The organism is Sphingobacterium sp. ML3W (assembly GCF_029542085.1).
In the GTDB taxonomy this organism is placed as follows: Bacteria; Bacteroidota; Bacteroidia; order Sphingobacteriales; family Sphingobacteriaceae; genus Sphingobacterium.
In genome coordinates this window covers 2,883,337-2,902,995 of sequence record NZ_CP107036.1, presented here as the reverse complement: position 1 = coordinate 2,902,995, position 19,659 = coordinate 2,883,337, and the positions used below count along the sequence as shown (strand labels likewise).

At 43.9% G+C, this 19,659-nt stretch carries 10 protein-coding genes; 6 read left to right on the top strand and 4 right to left on the bottom strand.

Translation table 11 applies throughout. The features are described 5' to 3' along the window. Positions 1–128: 128 nt before the first annotated feature. From OGI71_RS12395 to OGI71_RS12370, 6 genes are all read left to right on the top strand, one after another. The gene (locus OGI71_RS12395; protein WP_282255780.1) at positions 129–3,359 is read left to right on the top strand and encodes a sugar-binding domain-containing protein; all 3,231 of its coding nucleotides are present in this window, start codon (positions 129–131) and stop codon (positions 3,357–3,359) included. A gap of 274 nt (positions 3,360–3,633) precedes the next feature. Continuing rightward, a complete protein-coding gene (locus tag OGI71_RS12390; RefSeq protein WP_282255779.1) occupies positions 3,634–4,245 on the top strand; it encodes an RNA polymerase sigma factor in 612 nt (203 codons plus the stop codon). 143 nt (positions 4,246–4,388) lie between these two features. Continuing rightward, the gene (locus OGI71_RS12385; protein ID WP_282255778.1) at positions 4,389–5,570 is read left to right on the top strand and encodes a FecR domain-containing protein; all 1,182 of its coding nucleotides are present in this window, start codon (positions 4,389–4,391) and stop codon (positions 5,568–5,570) included. 254 nt (positions 5,571–5,824) lie between these two features. After that, entirely contained in the window at positions 5,825–9,259 is a 3,435-nt protein-coding gene (locus tag OGI71_RS12380; RefSeq protein WP_282255777.1) for a SusC/RagA family TonB-linked outer membrane protein, read from the top strand. Positions 9,260–9,269: 10 nt separating this feature from the next. Continuing rightward, complete coding sequence (locus tag OGI71_RS12375; RefSeq protein WP_282255776.1) at positions 9,270–10,757, top strand: RagB/SusD family nutrient uptake outer membrane protein; 1,488 nt, start codon at positions 9,270–9,272, stop codon at positions 10,755–10,757. A gap of 45 nt (positions 10,758–10,802) precedes the next feature. Further along, entirely contained in the window at positions 10,803–12,011 is a 1,209-nt protein-coding gene (locus tag OGI71_RS12370) for a TlpA disulfide reductase family protein (protein ID WP_282255775.1), read from the top strand. Positions 12,012–12,113: 102 nt separating this feature from the next. On the opposite strand, the gene OGI71_RS12365 is transcribed toward OGI71_RS12370, so the two are convergent. From OGI71_RS12365 to OGI71_RS12350, 4 genes are read right to left on the bottom strand one after another with little or no spacing between them, the layout of a single operon-like run. Beyond that, positions 12,114–13,586 carry a TlpA disulfide reductase family protein gene (locus OGI71_RS12365; protein ID WP_282255774.1) on the bottom strand — a complete coding sequence of 491 codons (1,473 nt, stop codon included), beginning with the start codon at positions 13,584–13,586 and terminating at the stop codon, positions 12,114–12,116. Between the two features lie 11 nt (positions 13,587–13,597). Next, the gene (locus OGI71_RS12360; RefSeq protein ID WP_282255773.1) at positions 13,598–15,001 is read right to left on the bottom strand and encodes a RagB/SusD family nutrient uptake outer membrane protein; all 1,404 of its coding nucleotides are present in this window, start codon (positions 14,999–15,001) and stop codon (positions 13,598–13,600) included. 12 nt (positions 15,002–15,013) lie between these two features. After that, positions 15,014–18,514 carry a SusC/RagA family TonB-linked outer membrane protein gene (locus OGI71_RS12355; protein ID WP_282255772.1) on the bottom strand — a complete coding sequence of 1,167 codons (3,501 nt, stop codon included), beginning with the start codon at positions 18,512–18,514 and terminating at the stop codon, positions 15,014–15,016. Between the two features lie 30 nt (positions 18,515–18,544). Next, positions 18,545–19,651, bottom strand: coding sequence for a FecR domain-containing protein (locus tag OGI71_RS12350; RefSeq protein ID WP_282255771.1), 1,107 nt, complete (start codon positions 19,649–19,651; stop codon positions 18,545–18,547). Positions 19,652–19,659 lie beyond the last annotated feature (8 nt).

Genomic DNA, 19,659 nt, shown 5'->3' with positions numbered 1-19,659 from the left:
GGGGGGGGGATGTCTGTCTATAAAGGATAGCGAAAAAAAGTATATTTTACATGTTTTTACTATTTTTCTACATCTCGTCCATGGCAAATATGAGTTCTTTTGTATAATATTTCAGTTATCCATCATTTATGAAACGACTATCCCTATGTTTTGGAGTTTTCTTTTGGATCATTTCAATTCATTTATTTGCACAGAACAAACAAAATTTGGACGGATCCTGGCGCTTTAGTCTGGACGAGAAAAACAATGGTCTGAAGGAAAGGTGGTTTGAACGGGATCTTACCCAAACGATACACTTACCTGGGACAACAGATGAGGCAAAATATGGTACAAAAACAGTAGGATCAGACTTCGGTATATTGACCCGAGCGTTTAAATATTATGGGTCGGCCTGGTACCAACGCGACATTACGGTGCCACCAGATTGGAAAGATAAACAGCTGTTTTTGAACTTGGAGCGTGTGATGTGGCAATCTATGCTTTTTGTGGACGATAAGCAGATTTCGACCAGAGATGCGCTAAATTCGCCACATTTGTATTCACTTGGGGTGCTTAGCCCGGGGAGGCATCGGCTGACAATCCGTGTGAACAATGACATGATTTATAACATTGGCGACAAAGGGCATGCGTATACAGAGTATACCCAAAGTATCTGGAACGGCATAGTCGGTAAAATTGAACTTATTGCAAAAGATCGGGTCCATTTTTTCAATCCGCAAGTTTTTACATTGATAGCGCCAAAAGCATTTCAACTCAAGGATACTTTGCTGAACGTCGGTGGAAAAAAAAGGTCGGTTAAGCTCACCTACACTTTACGAGAACGCAACAGTGGCATTGAGGTATTTCAGGGAACACGGAAGATTACTTTGCTGTCAGCGAAGCAACCAATCGAAATGACTGAAAATGTACCGGAGTCAATTCAGTTATGGGATGATATCAATCCGAATCTTTACACATTGACGATCAGGTTGCTGGATGAGAAAGACCGTCAGTTGGACCTGAAGGAGATGGAAATAGGTTTCCGCGAAATCAGTGCTTCCAGATCAAAGATTCTGGTAAACAAACGCCCTGTTTTTTTGCGTGGAAATTTGGACTGTGTGCATTTTCCATTGACCGGTTACCCGTCAATGGCTGTCGAAGAATGGGAAAGGATCTTTCGCATCTATAAGTCCTATGGATTGAATCATGTCCGTTTTCATTCCTGGTGTCCACCACAGGCGGCTTTTGTCGCTGCTGACCGGATCGGGCTTTATCTACAGCCCGAAGTGATCTGGCTGGACTGGTGGATGGCGGTTGACAATCCAGGACGCGAAGAAATGAACACCAAAGGAAGACCAAAAGGTCTTGGTCATAATGCCTCTGCCGATTCATTTGCGCAAAAAGAGATTGCAACAATGTTGGCCAATTATGGAAACCATGCCTCTTTTACAACAATGGCCATCGGAAATGAACTGGGCAATTCGGACTTTGAAGTCATGGAATCCTGGTTGAAGCCTTATAAGGAAAAAGATTCCCGAAGATTATATGCGGTTTCCTCGGCGCGAAAGATCACCGGGTTGGATCAGTTTATTGTCACCCATTACATTGACAAACTTGGTGGTACCAGAGGACTACGTGGTGCGACCACGGACTGGGATTTTGAAAAAGTATACAGTCAGTCCGATATCCCCGTTATTGCACATGAAATCGGTCAATGGCCGGTTTACCCCAGATGGGATGAAATAAAAAAATACACAGGCGTATTAAAGGCGAGAAATCTTGAGCAGTTCCGCGAGCAGGCTAGAAAAAACAATCTGGAATCGCAAAATGAAGCTTTTGTGCAGGCATCCGGTGCGCTCAATCAGCTGATGTATAAAAATGAGATAGAGTCTTTTCTTCGTACACCTTCGGCTGCCGGGATACAGCTGTTAAGTATGCAGGACTACCAGGGGCAGGGGGAAGCGCTTATTGGCTGGCTTGATGCTTTCTATGACAGCAAGGGAATTACGACCCCGGACGAATTTAGGATGCACCACGATACTACGGTGATGTTATTGCGCCTGCCTAAATTTGTATGGAAAACAGACGAAACCCTTAACCCAAAAGTACAGGTTGCCCATTACGGAAAAGCAGATATCCAGGATGCGGTTTACTGGAAGATTTACGATGAAACAGCACATGTACTGTCATCGGGGGATTTCTCATATCAGGTATTTCAGTCGGGGAGCTCAGAGATTGTAGGGACTTTTAACAGTGATTTTTCCGGGATCAAAAAGGCGACTAAACTGACGGTGGAGGTGGGTCTGAAAGACCGGCCCAACAAAAATCGTTGGGATATATGGGTATATCCTCCGGTGAAGGGGGGTACCAAGAATGTTTATGTAACCGACCGCTTCGACACGAAGGCTGAGCAAGTATTAAATGCGGGCGGCAAGGTATTGCTGGATGCCGCCGACCTGGGAAATGTGACCACGGCAGACCTGATCAGCTTCTATCCACTGTATTGGTCACTTACTTTTTTTCCGGGACAGGGAATCAATACCATCGGTCTTTTGCTACGTGACAAACATGCTGCTTTTAAGGAGTTTCCGACAGATTCCTACAGCAACTGGCAATGGCAGGCGGTCTATAAAGGAGCAAAGGGATTTTATATCAATGATTTTCCGGCGGACTATAGGCCTATTGCCCAGCCGATAGATGATTTTCATCGCAATAATAAGCTGGCTTCCATTTTTGAATTAAAGGTTGGCAAAGGCAAACTGCTGGTGACAGGTTTCAACCTGCGGGATGAAAACAATCCGGTAAGCCAGCAGTTGAAGGCCAGTCTTGAAAAGTATATGGCTTCTGATGATTTTGCTCCGGATTATGAGCCGAATTTGGATTCTCTACGAAAGATGTTTGTCTTCATCGAGCCTTTAAAAAGTGTGGCGCCGAAAGCTTTTAAGAATGCACTGTTGTATGTGGAAGCGGGAAAAAAAGTGAAAGAAATGGATCAGAATGTGGATTGGTCCGGTCTTCTGGATTTGAGTGAAGCTAATAAGGGAACGACTTATACTGTAAAGGCTGATGGCGTCTGGAAAGACGAGGTAGCTTCGGTCTGGCAGGGTAAACACATGGAAGTGACCTTAAAAGTGCCACAAGGTATGATCGGTACGTTCTATGTCTTTTTCCATGATTGGAATAATCTGGGACGCCAGGCGGATATTGAATTTGAAGGTAGGCAATATACTTTAGGCCAGCACGATAAAGACGGACAATGGGTCAAATTGCATGTAATGCGAGAAGATTCAAATGATGGTATATTAAAATTGAAAGTAAATACCTCAAAAGGTCCCAATACGATGATTGCAAAGATGGCTTTGACAGAAGAAGTAGATTAAGCTGAGGTCTGAATTTTTTATAAAAAAATAGAAAACTATTTCCCCCTGACGCTGTTCATTAGTTGAAGATATACAAAGATTGAAGATAAACGTAGGATTAAAGGATAGTTTTTTTAAGGTCGGAACAGCAATTGATCCGGCCTTTTTTGTTGCTTTAATATCCTGACATTACGGAACCGATTGAATGGGACGATTTAAGATCGGGGCAGGGGCTTTGCGCTTTGATTTGTTATTGTTAACTTTAGGCCAGAGAACCTCAACTTGATAAATCTGCTTGAAAAACACCCCTAATACAACGGAATCGGAGATACTGCTTCGCCTGAAAGCAGGGGATGAACTGGCATTGCAAGAGCTGATGAGCAGATACAAGGGCCCTCTGGCTGTGTCGATGTCGCGTTTGATCAAATCTCGGGAAGATATCGAAGAGCTGCTGCAGGAGCTGTTTTTGCGGGTCTGGAGAAATAGGGGGAACCTGGATACCGAACGCTACCGAGGTTACCTGTATAAGATCGCTGAAAATCTGGTCTATGACCGGTTACGTAAAGCCGCACGTGAAAAAAGGCTGTCTGTTGATTATTTTACGCATATTATTGAAGCTTATTCCCATATCGAAGAGGGGATCTTTGGCAAGGAGATGCTCGAAGTGCTACAGCGCGGCATCCAGCAATTGCCTGAACAGCGCCGAAAAGTCTTTGAGCTTTGCAAAATAGAGGGCAAGAGCTATGAAGAGGTTAGCCAGCTTTTGTCCATTTCAGTCTCAACTGTAAATTCACATATCACCAATGCAAATGCTTCTATAAAGGCTTATTTTAAGCAGCATCCAGAATTAGCTTCGATGGTATTGACTGTATTTTTCTTTGCGAATATCGCCCCGGATATATTCTAAATTTCCTTATTTTAATTTTCTTTGCGGACAGCCTCGGCGGCGACGAACTAAGTCCTGATACCACATCTTAATTTTTTTTGCATTTTTTTTCAGATCGCTTCATTGGTTTGTTCATCCTGTTCGTATTACTAATAAAAAGAGCTATGCAAACTTCCCGTTTTTCCGAATTGTTCGAAGGCTATCTGGCAGATAAATTGACTCCAAAGGAAATGCTGGAGCTGGAGGGATTGATAGCGGACGAAAATAACGCTGCGCAGCTGCGCCAGTTGATCGGGCAGGAATTCAAAAATGAGCCTACTGCAGTACAGCAGCTTGATACTGACGATAACTGGTTGCATGGACTGGAACAAAAGGTCTTACAGACGATTCAAAAGCCCGAGCCAGCAAAAATAATAAGCTTTCACAACGAGTGGGTGCGGCTTGTCGGCACGATTGTCCTGCTGGTGGGACTGGGACTCACCGTGCGCTATCTGGTCGATAACGATACCGGGGCACCAAAACAGGCTACTGTTTTACCGGGTGGAAATAAAGCAACCATCAGACTGGACGATGGTACACAAGTGAACCTGAGCGAAAGTCAGTCTGAAATTGTACTGGGCCAGCAACTGGCTTATGCAGATGGATCATTGGTCCAGGGGATAGCTGCTGAGAATATGAGCGGACGAAATATGATCATTGATGTCCCGAAAGGAGGTACGTATAAAATTGCGCTTCCTGATGGGTCAAAAGTCTGGCTCAATGCGGATTCACGTCTGCGGTATATTGTTGATCGGGCTGACGAAGCGCGCAACTTGGAGCTAGAGGGGGAGGCTTATTTTGAAGTTGCACACCGATATAGGTCGAAGGGTAAGGAAAAAATACTGCAGCCTTTTGTGGTACGTACCCCGGGCCAGACCATCAAGGTGCTGGGTACCTCATTCAACGTCACGGCTTATAGCGGTGAGCCAGATCGGACCACCTTGATCGAAGGAAAGGTGGAGCTGTCGCTGCCGGATGGGGCAAACAGACAATACCTAAAACCGAATCAGCAAGCCCTCATCCAGGGAAGAACGATCACGATCGCAGATGTCGAAAGCTCAGGTTTTATCTCCTGGAAAGAGGGTACATTCAATTTTTCGGATGAATCTCTTGATATCATGCTAAACCAGGTGGCGCGCTGGTATGATATTGATGTTGACTTTACCGACCCCAGCTTAAAGAAATTGAAATTTGAAGGTATAGTACCCCGCTATGAGAAGCTGGAATCATTGCTGAAAATCTTGGAAAAGACCAGCGATGTCAGATTTGAGCTCAAAGGCAGACTGCTGCATGTCAGGAAAAAATAAACGACAATAAAAATACAAACGATAATAAGAAACCTGAAAACCAGATTGCCTATGAAATAAAATGACGAAAGAAAATGATAAGATGACGAACCGGGCAATAATCAGGGGCGTTTGCGGCGCCCCCGATCAATACTGTCAGTCGTGATCAAAACTATCTTGAACAACACATTTTAATACCTAACTAACCAACACAAATGTATAAAATAAACAAGAAAGATGTACATTGGTTTCCTAACCTGACCAAATCGTGTATTATGAAAATATCAATTACCGCTATTATTTGCAGTGTGTTTTTTGTGCACATAAGCGCCAAGACGGCCGCGCAGATGGTGACGCTCAGGCACACAAAAATGACGCTCAAGGAAGCCTTTAGGGAGGTCAATAAACAGACCGGCTACCACTACATCTGGTCCGCACAGCAAGTGGAGAGCAACAGAAGCATAACCGTCAATATTAAGAATCAGCCACTCCAGGAGGCCATCCAGTCTATCATACGGGGGTTGCCACTGACCTATGAGCTTGAGGGCAAGCTGATCATTATCAAGGAACAGCCGACCTCTGTCGAAAGAAAACCAATCGTTGTGCAGGATGAAATGAGCGTTCGTGGACGGGTGACTGATTCACTCAATAATGGTCTTTTGGGCGTGACCGTTAAAGTGCTTTCGGCAGATCTGAAAATAGTGAAATACGCCAGCAGTAACGGCAGCGGAGATATTTATATCGAGCATGTGCCCAAACAAAGCTATCTGGAGTTTTCATTGCTGGGCTATCTGCCACAGCGGATAAAAGCAACTGAAAATCTGGGGACGATCCGCTTGCTGCAGCAGAGCCAGTACCTGGAAGAGCTGGTGGTGGTGGGCTATATGAATAAGAAAGCCTCTGAAGTGACAGGTGCCGTGCAGCAGGTCAGCGGGGATGTCCTGCGCAGCAGTGTCACCTCATCAAATGTCTTGTCCATGTTAAAGGGGAAAACCACGGGCTTGTATATCACGGAGACCTCTGGCGAGTCCGGCGCAAAAGGCCAGGTGGTCGAGCGGGGGCAGTCCTCCATGACGACACCTACCAACAACTATTTGGGGCCACTGATTGTGGTCGACGGGATAATCACCAATTATCAGGCTGTGCAGGATGCTGTTAACCCAGCCGATGTGGAAAATATTTCGATACTGAAAGACGCTTCTTCGACAGCCATATATGGTTCGCGGGCAGCACAGGGTGTGATTGTCATTACAACCAAGCGGGGACTGTCGGGCAAGAGTGCTGTCGACGCGCATATACAATATGGAATTATCCAGCCAAAACGCGATTTGCGCTTTATGAATACAACCGAGCTCATCGGTTTTATGGATCAGCAGATGCGCCGCTATTGGGAGCAGACAGAATCTATCCGTAAGACTTTTCCTGATGTAAATGATTTTATCAGAGAACGCCGTGTGTATACCGATGCAGACCGTTCCCGTAATTTTAACTGGGAAGACGCTATTTATAGCAACGGCAACCTTCGGAATACCGAAGTGAGTGTCCGAAACGGTACTGAAAAGACAAAATTCTATGCCGGAATAGGTTGGTTTAAAGAGAATGGGGCGTTATATGACAATTCTTTTGACCGTAAGAGCTTACGGGTTAATATTGATCATGCTGTATCGCGCAAATTTCACGCAAGTATAAACCTCAGCACCATCGTGGACCGAACATCAAAACGCAACGGCGTTCCTGAACTGTATATGATTCAGCCTTTTATGTCGCCCTATGATGACCAGGGCAATTTGCTGGATAGTTTGCTGGTTAGGCAGTCGAGCAACTATGGGCCGGTCACAACAAGCTGGATGCAAAATTTCCTTGCCGAAACGGATTATGATAACACACGCTTGACGAATGTGCAAAATCACCTGGGTAGTTTGCGCTTGCGCTATGATATTTTGCCGGAACTGAGTATCCAGAGTACCAATTCAATCAATTATATGGGCACGAATATCAACTCCTATTTTGATCCAAGATCATTTTCGGGGAGATATGGCGGCTTCCCTTATTTATTCCGGCCAGGGATGACCGTACCCAATGGAAGCCTGGATCTGGACGATACAAAAATGGTCGACTATCTGACATCCAATACCTTGAATTACCGGAAAAATTTTGAGCAGCACAATCTATCCGTATTGATGGGGCAGGAGTGGGGCAAACGCACAACAGAGCTGTCTACGGTCAATATGAACGATCTGCTTGCTGGCGAAAGAAATATGGGGGCGGCAAAAAGGTTTGGTAGTGCGGTAGACCTAGCATATTCGCGGCCCTATTCACCCGTCGGAGCTTATCGGGAAAGAGCAACATTTTCGGTTTTCGGACAGGCCGATTATAGCTATAGGCAAAAATATCTGGCCTCAGCGTCGGTCCGGACAGATGCAACGACCAATTTCGGACGGGACAAAAGGTATGGTACTTTCTATTCCTTGAGTGCAGGCTGGATGCTGTCTTCGGAAGATTTTCTAAAAGATGTCAAAGCAATAAATTCGCTCAAATTGCGTGCTTCGTATGGAACGTCAGGGCGCGATCTTGGGGATGGTTATTTGAATACAACCTTCTATGCGACAGGAAATGGTAGCACCCTGTTTCGTTATGAGCAGGAAGGAAATACCGGTGTCCGCATTTCGCAGCTTGCAAATCCCATCATCTCTTGGGAGACGCTATACAATACCAATATTGGGGTAGATGCGCTATTATTTGGTCGTTTGGGTATCACCTTCGATATGTATCATAAGCGAAGTGATGGACTGCTACAGAATGTGCAATTGCCTTCTGCCCAGGGTTCTCTGGCGCAATACCAGAATGTAGGGCAGATTGTCAATAAAGGTCTAGAACTGATTCTAAATGCACATCTGATCAAATCAAAGGATTTTAACTGGCATAGTAGCCTTAATTTTAGCATCAATCAAAATAAAATCACGAAACTGTATCAAGATTCGCTGCTGGATGGTTATTCGCTCGCTTACTACCGGAAGATCGGTGACGATATTAACGTGATCAAGGCTGTAGAATATGCCGGTATCAATCCGGATAATGGCAATATGCAGCATTACAACTTTGTCAATGGTGAAAAAGCGATTGTAGAAGGAATTGGAGCCACGAGCGACTTGCGCAACTGGCAGCCAGTTGGCTCAGCTACACCAAAGTTTTTTGGCGGATTTACCAACACTTTTCAATATAAAGCATTTACTCTAAGCGCAGAATGGTGGTTTCAGTATGGCAATTATCTGATGATGAGTATTGTCAATAATTTCCAGAGTCCGATATTGCCAAGACAGGGCCGCAATAATATCGCGTTCGGCGAAAACCAGTATGTCTGGAAAGGACCTGGCGATACAAAGGCAAACTATCCGGATATATTCAGTACGGATCCCAACGCCTGGTCTGCGCTGAACTACCGTTCGTCAAGAATATGGGGAAATGGCAGTCACGCCAGATTGCGCAATGTACGATTGGCTTACGCATTGCCCCAGAATATCCTAAAAAGTATAAAAATGACAAATGCGACTGTCTACCTCAGCGGAGACAATCTGCTTGTCATTAAAGACAGCGGTTTTGTCGGGGCGGATCCGGAGGGCGCTGCACTCGGGGGAAATTCTTTTGGTGGCGTAGGCGCAGGTTTTGCAAATCCACGACGTTTTTTACTGGGGGTTCAAGTTACGTTTTAATTATTTACAGATGAAAATCAGATCTATATACCGATATCATAGAAATAAAAGTCTTTATTTTCTAGTCAGCATGCTTGTTGTAGGATTGACAAGCGGCTGTAATAAGCAGTTGGATGAGCTTCGTCCGCATAACGTTATTTTTGAGGATATCCAGTTTGAGCGCCCCGAAGGCTATAGCAAGGCTGTTGTGGGTACGTATAACCTGGTTGCTGGCGGTGCGGTAGCATCTTCCTTTAATTATAATGATATGTTCATCTTCCTCTCGGAGGCAAAGGGCAACACGATCAGGGCACTAGATGCTGAGGTGAACAAGAATACAGATGTGTTTGACTATGTCAACTCCAGTACAAAAGATCGTTCGCATACCTACGAGTTTTGGCGCGGAAGTTACACGCTGCTGCTGCACCTCAACAAGATATTGGGCCATGTGAAGGCGGGTGAAACAAACACTGAAATCTTACAGGCAAAAGCCGACGCCTTATTTTTACGGGCTTATGTCTATTTTAACCTAGTACGTCTCTATGGCAAACCTTACCATCAGTCACCCGGTGAATCGCTGGGCGTTATGCTTATCCTAGATGACAAAATCAGCCCTGGATTTGCACCGAAAAGAGCTTCGGTGGAACAGGTGTATGCGCAGATCATTAGCGATTTGGAAACATCAGCTCCTTTATTTGCCGTAAAAAAATCAAACAGCTATGGCAGCAAATATGCTGCATACGCGCTGCTGTCCAGAGTATACCTGTATATGGGGGGAACGGTCGATAATCCGGTAGCCAGTGCCAACCAGAAGGCCGTAGAATATGCAGACAAAGTGATCAAAGAAGGTGGTTATCAGCTTTTGCAGGGGCAAGCTTATGTCGATTATTATAAAACCAATAACATAAACAACAAAGAGGATATCTTTGCGGTGAATATAGACTATTCACAGGGGCTGATCAGCAATTATTTTGCAATGCCCTCACGGATAGGTTATACTGGGGGCTTATATCGCCCTTCTCCTTATTTGTTGTCCTTGCTGGAGGCCGACGACAAGCGAAATAGCTTTTATATCAGTAATGTAACACCGGGATATCCCGAGGATACACGGGCCGTTTCAAAATATATGATCCGGTATGAATCACTTTATACTTTTTCACCCTTCCGTTACCTACGTCTGGCTGAAATGTACCTTAATCGGGCTGAGGCCTATGCAAAGCTAAATAATGGGGACGCTGCATTGAGCGATGTCAATACAATCAGACAACGGGCAGGACTGGCTGTTTTATCGGGGCTGGAAGGGAAATCGCTGCTTAATGAAATCCTGAAGCAGCGCAAGCTGGAATTGGCATTTGAAGGACATGCCAGCTACGATGAATTCCGAAATGGCCTGCCCATGGTGCGAAATTATAAATCTGGCAGTTCTGCTGAGCTGAATATCAGTCCGACCGACAAAAAAATAATGATGCAGATACCGGAAGAAGAGATCATCGCGAATCCTAACCTGGTTCAGAATTGAGTTAATAAATATGAATTTTAATAACCATTTTAAATTTAGCAGTAAATGAAAAAATACATCTTAAGCATAGTGTTGTTGACCAATTTATCGTTGGTTGCCCTAGGGCAGCAGTCTTTTGTATTGAAGGGCGAGACCATTCATGTTTCATCGCCCTATGTCTACCTGGGCTATCGTAGTGGAGATGGAAGCAAGCATACCCTGGACAGTGTAAAAATTGAACATAATACCTTTGTTTTTAAAGGCACCATCGAAGAACCAGTGATGGCTTATCTGTATATTAACCGTAACAACAGGGGCATGGACGATCCAAATGCGGTAAGTTTTTATTTGGAACCCAAAAAGATGAGCATCCGACTTGAGAAAGACAACTTCAAAAATGCCCTGATCAAAGGTTCAAAATCACAGGACGAATGGGCGAAACTTGATGTTCAAAAAAAAGCCATCCGGCAGGAAATGGAACCTGTGCTTGACGAATACAGTCGTTTGAATAAGCGATACATGGACGCGGATGCCGAACTGAAGCTTTTGGAAACGAAAGTGAAAAATTTGAAAGAAGAAGCCTATGATTATAGGGAAAATTTTGCGCCATTTAATGAACGGATGGCCAAATTGGATGTAGAATTTATACAGAAAAATCCAGATTCATACGTGAGTTCTTTCCTCATGCAATTTATGACAACAGGTGCCGATCTGGACAAAATTGAGGGGCTATATAACAGTTTGTCTGATCAGATCAAGAATAGCGGTTACGGCAGGGAGATTGCAAGAAAGATTCAGGGCATCAAAAATGGTTCGCCGGGAAGCAAAGCATTTGAATTTGAGTCTACCGATATCAATGAAAAGATACTTAAACTTGCTGCATTCAAGGGTAAATATGTGCTGTTGGATTTTTGGGCGAGCTGGTGTGTACCTTGTCGTAAAGGGAATCCGCATTTAATAGATCTGTACACAAAATATAAAAGCAAAGGCTTTGAAATTATTGGTGTTGCGGACGATGATCGGAGCCAGGCTGCTTGGCACAAAGCAGTAGATCAAGATAAAATCGGTATTTGGAGACATGTACTTAATGGGCTAAAGTTTGAAAACGGAGAATTCGATAGATCCAAATCCATTTCTGTTCACTTTGGCATCAGCACATTACCGACCAAGATTTTGATCGATCCAGATGGTCTTATTGTTGGCCGCTATGCAAGTGGATCCGAAACGGATACTGAACTGGACAAAAAGCTGGCTGAGGTATTTGGAGCACAATAAAAATTGCCATTAAAGAGCCTGCAAAACATGGGAAGTGCTGCCTTTTTTATTGATGTACGCATTAAATAGTCTGTCTGCCTCTATTCAGAGGCAGACAGACTATTAGCCTTTATAAGGTTTTTTAGCGGCTTCTATCAATTCTTTCATTTCCAATTTGATATAGTCCACGTTGGGCGTGGATCCAGTAAGAAAGTATCGGATATTTCCTTCCTTATCAATAATAAATTTGGCCGGGATACCATTGACACCGTATTGAGCTGCCATGACTTTTCCTGTCTGTGGATCTTTTTGATCATCGTACAGCACCTCAAACGGATAGTTGTTTTTTGTGATAAAGGAGACGACATTTTCTTTGTAGTTCTTATCCCGCTCCCAAGTGTTCATAAATAGGAATTGTACTTCTTTATCGTTCGCGTAGGATTCTTGCGCAGCCTTCATTCCCGGGAATGAGCGTACACAGGGCTGACACCAGGTTGCCCAGAAATCCAAAATCACAACTTTTCCTTTTAAACTGGCCAAGGATACCTTTTCACCCTTTAGATTGAGCAGTTCAAAATTGGGGGCCGGTTTGAAGGTGGCCATCTCTTTGATATGGTTGCGGATGTTTTGTGTTAATTCCGTTTTCAGGGAAGCATTGAACTGCTCATAGCCTTGGGCTGATCCGTTCAATTCGGTATATAATCTTTTAAGATCATCTTCAACGGCAAACTGTCCTTTGGCATATAACTTTGTTAAAATATTATATGCCTCAAGCTTTCTGCCGGTTCCCATTAGCGATTTATAGTATACCATGGCTAAACCATCCGCTTGCTCGGGCGCTGCTTTCAGCGCATTTTCGATATATTCGACAGCCTCAGGGAATTTTTTTTGTGCAACAAGGATATTCACATAAGCCGACATCGAGCTGGCATAACCCATCGCTGCAAAGCGGGCTTTATTGTCCTTTTGTTCTTCCGGTAGCGTAAGGTAATAATAACTATCATCCATTGCTGTCTTCAAAAGTGGCGCAGCAGTAGTCGTATCGCCTGACTTGAGGAGAATCTGACCAACTGGAATATAACCATTTCCACGCCAGAACCGTTCTTTCATCTCGCCCAGATAATGAATAGCCTTTTGTGCATTTCCATCATTGGCAAAACTTTGTGATAGATTTGCCAAAACATAGTCATAAGTCAGTGGCTCTTGACTGAAATTTTTAACTGGCCATTTTTTGATCAGGTCAGTATACGCCTTTTCTTTCGCCGTTGACGTGCCTGCATTGTAGAAGACATCTGTGATAAAAGCATCACGCGTGATTGCGCCCTTTGGGTATTTTTTCTTGGCGATATTTTCAACGATCGTCATTTCGTTTTCTTTGTCCAGCGAACGGAGAATATTGATGGTGGAATGATAGTCCGTTTCTGTTTTGTAACCTTTTACTTCTGCGAGTAATGCTTTCGCTAAAGAATCTTTTTGTACTAATGTGCCTTTCTCAATAATGGGAAGGTATTGTTCGTATCTATTCGCTGTTTGTTGTTGCGCATAACCGACTGTCGTTGCGAGCAGGAGTGCTAGTGTTAAAGCTTTTACTTTCATGGTTTTTTGTTTTATTTTTCAACATTCTGTTTAATAGACCCGTTGCCCGGATTTTCTGTTGCTCCTAATGGAAAGGGCATAATCCAGAGGTGTGATGTTGGGCTCAGTTGGACCGTCTTGCCGTCGATCGTTTTGGTCAGTGTGGTCGCAAGCGTACTTTCTTTGTTGAGGCGTTTGTAATCGGCAAACGGGATAATGGAATGAATCAGCTCATTCCGTTTAAGCTGCTGTATTTTTTTTATAGCATCAGTGGTATTTTGTGCGGTCAGGTCGGTATAATTTGCCGCAAGGATCCTTGTCTTGCGGACCTTGTTGACAAGATCCATTGCCTTTAGGATATTTCCCTGACGTGCCTGACATTCTGCGGCAATCAGATAAACTTCGACAGTCGTCAAGCCCTGTGTGTTATAGAATCCGGTCATTGTGCTGGTATAATAGGTGTTGGGCACGACCGTACGCAACTTCCAGCGTGAAGCGAATTTACTGTCTCCCTTTTCAAATCCAGCTGCACGTTCTACCTGCAAGGATAATTCCGCAGCAGTATAGTTTGGTGATTGGCCATGTCTGAAATAGTAATTCTCGACATAGGCAAAATCCATGGGCGTCTTTTTCAATGCATAGTTCGCAGGCTCTTCGATCTGCGATCTATTGGCATTATAGTAAGCTGTCCAGTCATAAAGTTTGTCATTGTATTCCAGCGCTTTTTCGCTATTTTCCAACGCATCCTGATAGTTGTCCATTTGTAAGTAGATACGTGCCAATAATGCATAGGCCGCTCCTTTGCCCGGATGCAGGATCGTCAGTCCCGTATTAGGTAGGCTAGGTAGGGCACTTTTGATATCATTGATCATGTAATCGTATATTTCAGCGATAGTGACCTGCTTTGATGGAGCGGCTATATCTGCACTTTCAATCAACGGAACCGATAGCAATTGCCCCGCCGTTTTACTGTCATAATCCGCAGCATAATAATTTGCTAAGGTATAATAACTGATGGCCCGGAGTACCTTGGCGGTAGCCATCAGTTCATCACGTTGTTGGGCTGTGGCCTCCGTCATCGTCTGCCCATGCTCTAGGATCAGATTGCAGACAGATATGCTCGAATAGGCATAATAGTAGGTGCCTTCATCGGCATTGTTATAGACCTTCCGGTCCTCTTGTTCCTGCCAGTTATAGTTGATATCCCATAATTTATAATAGTTAAGGTTCGCCGGGGAGACAAAACGATCATTGGGCAAAATAATAGCCTGGAGGATAGGAACCTGATGAACAGTTGCTTCATCGCGCAGTAGCGCCTCAAAATCCGCATAGGTTTGCGGGATTTTTTTGCCTTTGGGTAGTATATCTAGATATTTATTGCAGGAAGCGAAAAACAGAACTGGTATGATCGCAAGTAGGTATATTATCTTTTTCATAAGAATTTTAAATTAGAAGGTTAGGTAAGCGCCAAAAACATAATTCGGTGTACGATAGCCGCCTAGCATATATTTTGCGTTGCTGGATTTGGTAAACATGGCTACATTTTCAGCGTTGAACTGTAACCTCGCCTGCGCCAGGCGCATCTTTTTGACCCAGTCAGCCGGTAGGCGATAAGCTAGACTAATGTTGCGGATTTGTATATTACGGGCATCAAGTACATTGATGTCTGCATATTGGTAGATGGTACCACTTGCTGAGTTGTAAAGATTTATCTCTTCTGGAAACACCAACCGAGGAATATCGGTCTTCAATTCATCGCCTTCCTGTTGCCAACGATTGCGAATATCTTTGTTCATCGGTGCAAGGGTTGTGAATGTCAGATAATTGCCGATACCCATATAAGGTAGATCTGCATTTCTGATCTTATGACCGCCTTCGTAGGTGAGCATCATTGAAAAATCAAAGTTTTTGTACGAAAGGCTATTTGTCCAGGAAAGTGTATGTGTAGGTACCTTTGAACCGGCATATACAATCGATTCCAACGTCGTCGGAGTTTGTGTGGTTTTGTTTCCATTTTCATCATACACCTGCGGTATTCCCTGCTGATCGAGTCCGGCCCATTTGTAGGCATAAATCGCCTGGTATGGATTTCCTATACGGGGATAGGCATCGGGGTAATCCAATTGTAGGATATAAAATGGCGCTTTGACATTGACATAGGTCACTTTGTTCTTGTTATAGGCATAAAGTACACTGCTGTTCCAGCTAAAATCTTTGTTCTGCAGGATATTGGCGTTTAATGTCAGTTCCAAGCCATGATTGGTCATTTGGCCATTATTGATGGCATAGGTTGAATAGCCAAAACCTTCCGTGGGTACACCCATGGTGGAGGCGAAGAGGTCTTTCCCTTGTTTTCGATAGTAATCCAGGCTTCCAGAAATACGATTTCTGAACAAACCGAAATCCATCCCAACATTCGTAGTGGTTGTTTTTTCCCACGAAAGTGACGGATTGGGACGGCCCGAGATTGTACCTTGTGTTCCCCCGACGTGAGAATTGGTATTGTAATACGCTGTCATAAAAGGAGCAACATTTTGTAATATATTACCACCGATACCATACGAAGTTCTTAGCTTAAGCTGATTTAACCAGTCCAGTTGCATGAAATTTTCCTCATTCAGATTCCATCCGGCACCCACGGACCATATCGGTTTGTTCTGATATTTTGAGCTTGTTCCCCATAAGTTTGATCTGTCCCAGCGCAAGCTTCCCGTGAGGAGGTATTTTTTCGAATAGGCATAGCCAACATTCCCATAAAAGGAAATAAAGCGATTGATAGATTCATATTGACTGGCATAGTCATACTTTTGATTGAAAGAACCCACTGTACCTATTTTCGGATCGAGCATGGTATAGGTGAGCGCATCGGGATCAAAATTGTAGAGATTTTGAAGCTGAGAACGCATGCGGTTGTTCTTAATCTCGCTACCCAATATGGCATTCAGGCTGTGTCTTTCGCCAAAGTCCTTGTCAATATTAATCTGTTGCCTAAAATTAAATGCATTATTCTTGAGATCCGTTGTCTTATTGATATTGCCATTGGGCATCATCAGTGTCGCTTTTCCATCCGCAATTAACGCGAATTGATTGACTCTCGATCGTGTATAATACGAGTTTTTACCATAAAGAAGCTCGAATTTCTTATTGCTGATCTCATACTGAAAAGAGGCCGAATAGCTGAGCCAGTCTGCAATCTTTGCATTCAATTTGATGAAACTTCGGTTGGAGAAGCCACTGGACTGTTCGATATTGTTTTTTATCTCGTCCAATGGCGTGATGTCCAGTGTATTCAGGCCATACTGTTTGATACTGTTGATATTTGCCAGACTCATATAATCGGCCATGTAAGCGGTATAATTGCTGCCGTCGCTATTTTTTAATGGATTGTAAGGCAAAAAAGAAAATCCGGGCGCTAGCGCATCATAAGTCTGTCTGTCATCATCCGCATAGTTGAGAAATGAGCTCATTTCTACTTCCAACCATTTGTTGATCTGGGTGATATTCCGGAGATTGATACCCAGATTTTGGTTTTTACTGAAACGGTCTTCCAGGAGGTCCTTTTTGTAGGTCGTCGAAAAGTAGAATTTGCTCTTTTCCGTACCATTGGAAAGGTTCAGGTTGTACTGCTGGGAAAAAGGACTCCGCTTGGCATACTTGGCTACATCGTCATAATAACGATAACCCTGTTGGGAGAGACGGTCCAGCTCGGCATTCATTTCAGATTCATTGATCTGACCGGCGTATTTTTTGAGGATGGTGCGAATACCAAGGCTTCTGTAAGACATATCGTCTAACGTACTTTGCGCCTGCGCTGGCGTCATTGTTTTTAAATTTGGGTTTTTCGCTGCCCATTCCCGTTCGATTCCGATCATATCCGCGGATGATGCCAGACGATCCGTATTAAAATAATAGGGGCTATGTGTCAGCGTTGCTGAAACATTGATTTCAGTCCCTTTATTTTTTCCCTTTTTTGTGACGATAATAACAACTCCATTGGCCGCGCGTGCGCCATAAATGGATGCTGCAGCTGCATCTTTTAAGACGGTAATGGACGCTATATCTTCCAAATTGAGGTCGGGGAGATTTTCTACTACATTGCCATTGAAATTCATGCTTGTATTGTCTACTGGAAAACCATCGATAACATACAGAGGTAAGGTAACTCCCTTCATAGAGGTTGTTCCGCGAAGTAGGCCATTATGGTAACCTGCAATACGGCCTTCTAGCAAGCTTCCTAGGTTGTTGAGCCGCTGCTGCTGCAGGCTATTTTTCGGTAGGCTGGAGAATGCCCCTGTAGCACGTTCTTTGGCAATGGTCTGATAGCCCGTATTGATAGTCACATCAACTTCCGAAAGACTGGTATTGCTTGGCTTGAGTACGATCGTAGCCAATTCTTCATTCGCATTGATTTCAAGGGTCTCGTAACCCAAGAATGATACAGTTAGCGTGGCGCTACGCTGCGGTGAAGTCAGTTCAAACCGTCCGTTTTGATCGGACTTTGTCGAGATATTCGTGTTTTTAATTTTCACCGTAGCACCACTGAGCGGGATTCCGGCAGCATTTGAAATTTGTCCCTGCAATTTGTACTGCTGGCTTGGCGCTGACGGTGCTGTAGAAATTGATTTTCCAGCAGGTGCATTTTTTAATAAAATGGTGTTTTTGACAATCTTGTACTGGATGTTGTTGGCTGTAAATGTCGCGTCCAGGGCTTCCTTGAGCGAGACATCGTTGAGACGAAGTTTAACGTTTGGAATCGTCAACTGTGCCTCATCATAGACAAAATGATAGGCCGATTGTTTTTCAATCTGTTTCATGACAGAAAGAGCTGATTCGTTATTGGCCTGGATGTTAATCTGGCCGAAACTGTAGGAACTGCACAGTACCGAAAAGCCATAGAGTAGCACGGCCCTAGCTTTTTTGTTAAGCCTGGACGAATAGGTTTGTTTCATAGTAGGTGTGGGTTAAGTTATCTGTTTATGCTATTGTTTTTTAAGGGTTAAATACACTTTATTGTTTTTCATGTGGCCTTGGATGTCAAAATAAGAAAGGATCTGCATAACATCATCAAGATTGACGTTTCGAGGGATTTCCCCTGTTATCAGGCGGTTTTCGGCAGCTGTCTGATCAACGACAAAATCAATATTATACCAGCGTTCCAATTCGCGGACAATATTTTTTACCGAGCTCCGTCTGAAGCTGAAAAGTCCATTTTTCCAGGCGGTAATACCGCTGATATCCGTGTTTGCCTTTTGTAGATTTATCTGTGCTAAGGTTTGCTGTCCAGGTTGTAAGATCAGTGATTGCTGCTCTTTATTTTTGCGCGTGACTTTTACCTTTCCATGAACCAGCGTGGTGATGGGCGTGGCATTGTCCGCGTAACTTTGGATATTAAACCCCGTACCCAGCACTTGGATTTCATCGTTCCCAACGTTAACTTTAAATGGTTTTTTCGCGTTGTGCGCAACTTCAAAATAAGCTTCCCCTTTTAAAATGACGGATCGTTCATTGGTACCAAATTTGGCTGGGTAACTGATGGTTGATCCGGCATTGAGCCATATTTTGGTGCCATCTTCCAGTTGAACCTGAAACTGTCCACCACGTGGTGTCTGCAGTGTGATCATCTGATTGCCCGCAGCAGTGCTGAGGTCGAGATTGCCCGTATTCAGCTTTACCATGCCATCCCTATTGATCAGTTTGTCTTGTTGACCCAATGCAATTACCTCGCCATTGGGAAGGTGGAGGGTAGCTTGGTCATGCCCCGGTTTTATTGCGGCAAACAGTTCGGCAGCATGTTGCGTTTCTTTTTCGGAAAGCTGTTGCTGTGTATACTTATACATGCCAAATGCTGAGCTGAGAATGATGAGCGCTGCTGCAGCATATTTCCATACCGAAATACGTTTTTCTTTTTGTGGAAATAAATTCCGATCCATCGCATCAAGTTGCTCCTGAACAAATTGATCGTCCGGTATCTCCGGTGAACGATTCGCTTTGTGCAGATAGAAGCTATGAATGATCCGCAGTTCTTCGGGGGACGCTGTCCCCGATTTATATTTCCGGAATATTTCTTTTAGTGTTTCTTTCTCCATGCATTAGG